We start from the raw sequence: 4,327 nt of genomic DNA, 5'->3' as shown, positions 1-4,327 counted from the left end.
ATGGTGCCCACGGGCCGGCTCGGCGGGCTCGGTGGCGGAGTTTCATTGCGCGGCGTCTCGACCTGCTGTCTCGCCGCGATGCCGGGCTCGACAACGGTGGCCGGAGCTTCGGCTACAGCAGCGTGGGCCGCATGGGCGGTGCGCTGGGCGGCGCTCTGCACCAGCGCCGCGTCGTAGTCGGTAGCCGCCACCACTTCCACGCCGCCGGGTATGCGGCGGTTGGACAGGATGACGGCGTCGGCTCCCTGCTCTTCTCGCACGAGGCGGATCGCCTCGCGCATCGTGTTCGCCTGAAATCGTTTTATCTTCATCGGGCTGCCGGCGGTTGGTAGGGAATGCACTGCCGCGGATCGGTCCGTCGGCGAGCCCTAGGTGCAACCGCTGTTCCAGCCCCCTGCGCGGCGTTCGGCGCGGGTTTTTCGTCATCTGCCTGCATCGCGAAGCCGATGTTTGCAGCCGCGCGTCAAGAACCCGGCGATCCGCGGCACTGTAGGAGCGGACCTTGTCCGCGATTGAGGCTGCACCGGCGCAATCGCGGACAAGGTCCGCTCCTACAGTTCCAGCTGGCAACGGCGGTTTGATCTGCAGCAACCATGCACCCACAGAACAAGATCCCGGCAACCCTGATCGATCAGCACAGCCGCCCGATTCGCGGCACTGTAGGAGCGGACCTTGTCCGCGATTGAGGCTGCACCGGCGCAATCGCGGTCAAGGACCGCTCCTACAGTTCCAGCTAGCAACGGCGGTTTGATCTGCAGCAACCATGCACCCACAGAACAAGATCCCGGCAACCCTGATCGATCAGCACAGGCGCCCGATTCGCGGCACTGTAGGAGCGGGTCGTACCCGCGACTCAGGCTCCACCGGTACAGTCGCGGGTATGACCCGCTCCTACAGGTGCAGCAAGCGACGGCGGTCAACACATGCGCCCACAAAAAAGGCCGGCTCTCGCGGGCCGACCTTTGATTGCCTGCGGCGTCGGCGATCCCTACCCCATCGCGCCCAGCAGCCGCACGCGCTTGGTTTCCGGCACTTCGTTGTAGGCCAGCACATGCAGATCCGGCACGGTCTGGCGGACGAAGCGCGCCAGCAGCGGGCGCAGCGGGCCCGGCACCAGCAGCACCGCCGGCTGGCCGATGGCGGCCTGCTTCTGCACGCCGTCGGCGATCGACTGCTGCATGCGCTCGGCCAGGCCGGGCTCCAGCGCGACACTGCCGCTGGCAAGGCTGTCCTGCAGCACACGCTCGAGCGCTGGCGCCAGCGTATAGGCCGGCAACTCCGCGTCCATGCCGTTGATGTCCTGCACGATCTGCCGGCCGAGCGCGACACGCACCGCCGCCGCCAGCGCCACCGGGTCCTGGGTCTTGGGCGCGACTTCGGACAGCGCCTCGGCGATCGAACGGAAGGCGCGGATCGGCACGCGGTCGGCCAGCAGGCTCTTCAGCACCTTGACCAGGATCGCCATGCTCATCGCCTTGGGTACCAGGTCTTCGCTGAGCTTGGGCGAGGTCTTGGCCAGATTGGCGAGCAGCGCCTGGGCCTCGTCGTGGCCGAACAGATCGGCAGCGTGGCCGCCGACCAGGTGCGACAGATGCGTGGCGATCACCGTCGCCGGATCGACCACCGTATAGCCCAGCGACTGCGCGTGATCGCGGCCGCCGCGCTCGATCCAGGTGGCGTCGAGGCCGAAAGTCGGGTCCTTGCCCTTGAGCCCGACCACCGGGCCCAGCGCGCGGCCGGAATCCAGCGCCATGAACTTGTCGGCATGCACCGCGCCGGTAGCCAGCGGCACGCCGTTGAGCGTCACGCGATAGCCGTTCGGGGCGAGCTCGAGGTTGTCGCGGATATGCACCGGCGCGATCAGAAAACCCAGATCCTGGGTCAGCTTCTTGCGCACGCCCTTGATCCGCGCCATCAGCTCGCCGCCCTGCTTGGCGTCGACCAGCGGGATCAGCCGGTAGCCGACCTCCAGGCCCAGCGAATCCTCGGCGGCGACGTCTTCCCAGGTCAGCTCGGCCGGCTTGTTCGGCGGCGGTGGCGGCAGGGCCTGCGCCGCGGCGGCGACCGACTGTTCACGGCCCTTGCTCATGCGCCATGCGAGATAGGCGCAGCCGGCGGCCAGGCCCAGGAACACCAGGTTGGGCATGCCCGGAATCATGCCGAGCAGGCCCATCACCACTGCGGCGATGCCCAGCGCGCGTGCCTGGCCGAAGATCTGGCTGGCGAGCTGCTTGCTCATGTCCTGCGACTTGGACATGCGCGTGACCAGCATCGCCACCGCGGTGCTCAGCAGCAGCGACGGCACCTGCGCCACCAGGCCGTCGCCGATCGCCAGCAGGGTGTAGTTCTTGGCGGCTTCGCCGATGCCCAGGCCGTGCTCCAGCGTGCCGACCAGCAGGCCGCCGACGATATTGATGAACAGCACCATCAGGCCGGCGACCGCGTCGCCGCGCACGAACTTGGAGGCGCCGTCCATGGAGCCGTAGAAGTCGGCCTCCTCGCGAACCTCGTCGCGACGGGCTTTGGCCTCGTCGCGCGTCAACAAACCGGCGTTCATGTCCGCGTCGATCGCCATCTGCTTGCCGGGCAAGGCGTCCAGCACGAAGCGCGCGCTGACCTCGGAGACGCGCTCGGCGCCCTTGGTCACGACCACGAAGTTGATGATCGTCAGGATCATGAACACGATGAAACCGACGGTGTAATGGCCGCCGATGACGAAGTTGCCGAAGGCCTCGATCACCTTGCCCGCCGCATGCGTGCCCTCGTGGCCGTGCAGCAGCACGATGCGCGTGGAGGCCACGTTCAGCGCCAGGCGCAGCAGGGTGGCCATCAGCAGCACCGTCGGGAACGACGAGAACTCCATCGGCCGCAGCACATAGATCACCGCGAGCACGATCACGATCGACAGCGCGAGATTGAAGGTAAACAGCAGGTCCAGGATGAACAGCGGCAGCGGCACCACCATCATCGCCAGGATCGCGAGCAACACGATCGGCGCGCCCAGGCCATTGGAGGCGCCCGCCCGGAACATCTGGAACAGCGATTTCTTTTCGTTCACACCGGGCTCTTACAAGCCGCATACCAGGGTAGTTGCGCCTGTCCCGCGTGCGGGAGAGGGCCGCCCGGTGTCCGCCGTGAACCAAATCACAACGCCAACGGCCAAGTCCGGGCAAGGTGCCAACAAGCCCGCCGCAGCCGCCGAATGAAAACCCGCTTGACCCTTCGCCCCGGCGACAACGGCACCAAGAAACTGCTGGCCAAATACGGCGACCGCCTGCTGGCCGTCCGCTACCGCTACGACCCCGACTCCCGCCGCCGCTTCAAGACCGTAGAACTGCTGGAAGAAGAACTGCCCTGGGACCCCGGCCCGCCGCCCGCGATGAAAGCCAGTCAACCGGTCCTGGTCCGCATCGACTACACCGAGACTGAGCTGCGCGAACAAGTGAAAGGCGCCGGAGCCCGATGGCAGCAACAGCAAAAGCTCTGGCAGATGAGCTACGCTGCGGCCAGGGCCATGGGACTTGAAGACCGGATCGTCAGCTAGTCCCTACATCTATATATCTACCAACGGGGAAGTCAGCGTATGCAGATGGATATCGGCACCTGTGGTAACTATATTCATCCGAGAAATTGGCGTTGGACCGCGAAAAGCTAAGGCGGTTTGGCCGGCTCGTTGCACGAAGCTGAGCGAAATCGTCCAAGCAAAACGGCAGCAGCGATTGAACGCAACGGCATAAAGGCAGAGGTGAGGCAAAGCATGATCCAGCCAAGCAACAGCACGAGAAACAGCAGCAAAGAAACGGCGCTTGCCTTCTACGCTCAGCTCTTCATCAACCAGAGCGCGGTCCAACTAGGCGCTGCACCGGAAGTCGGCTACGCCGCCTCCGGTGAGCTAGGGCGTTGGACCGCGAAAAGCCCAAGGCGGTTTGGCCAGCTCGTTGCACAAAGCTGAGTACAGTCGGCCAAGCAGAACAGCAGCAGCGATTTGAAGCAACAACGGAAAAGCAGAGGTGAGGCAAAGCATGATCCAGCCAAGCAACAGCATGAGAAACAGCAGCAAAGAAGCGGCGCTTGCTTTCCATGCTCGGCTCTTCGCCAACCAGAGCGCGGTCCAACAAGGCGCTCCAGCCGACGTTTTTGCCTTCCGACTTTTGCTCGGCTCATCGAGTTCAGCTCGGGGCAAAAACGCGGCTGAGCTGGGGCGTTGGACCGCGAAAAGCCGAAGGCGGTTTGGCCGGCTCGTTGCGCGAAGCTGAGCGAAGTCGTCCAAGCAGAACGGCAGCAGCGATTGGAAGCAACAGCACAAAATCAGAGGTGAGGCAAAGCA

At 65.1% G+C, this 4,327-nt stretch carries 3 protein-coding genes and 1 pseudogene; 1 reads left to right on the top strand and 3 read right to left on the bottom strand.

Annotated features, from left to right (window positions below; genetic code table 11):
- Together JWQ90_RS15280 and flhA are read right to left on the bottom strand one after the other, a co-directional pair.
- Positions 1-311: pseudogene (locus tag JWQ90_RS15280) on the bottom strand (flagellar biosynthesis protein FlhF); the annotation flags it as partial.
- A 677-nt stretch (positions 312-988) separates the two neighbouring features.
- Positions 989-3,031, bottom strand: coding sequence for a flagellar biosynthesis protein FlhA (flhA, locus tag JWQ90_RS15275; RefSeq protein ID WP_366919514.1), 2,043 nt, complete (start codon positions 3,029-3,031; stop codon positions 989-991).
- Between the two features lie 171 nt (positions 3,032-3,202).
- Between flhA and JWQ90_RS15270 the strand changes: the two genes are divergently transcribed.
- On the top strand, positions 3,203-3,544 hold the full coding sequence (locus JWQ90_RS15270) for a hypothetical protein (RefSeq protein ID WP_299695719.1): 342 nt from the start codon (positions 3,203-3,205) through the stop codon (positions 3,542-3,544).
- Positions 3,545-3,553: 9 nt separating this feature from the next.
- On the opposite strand, the gene JWQ90_RS15265 is transcribed toward JWQ90_RS15270, so the two are convergent.
- A complete protein-coding gene (locus tag JWQ90_RS15265; RefSeq protein ID WP_299695717.1) occupies positions 3,554-3,850 on the bottom strand; it encodes a hypothetical protein in 297 nt (98 codons plus the stop codon).
- Positions 3,851-4,327: the final 477 nt, after the last annotated feature.

Origin of the sequence: Hydrocarboniphaga sp., assembly GCF_028291725.1 — a bacterium.
Taxonomy (GTDB): Bacteria; Pseudomonadota; Gammaproteobacteria; order Nevskiales; family Nevskiaceae; genus Hydrocarboniphaga.
The sequence above is the reverse complement of the archived record's forward strand: the minus strand, read 5'-3'. Positions and strand labels throughout refer to the sequence as shown.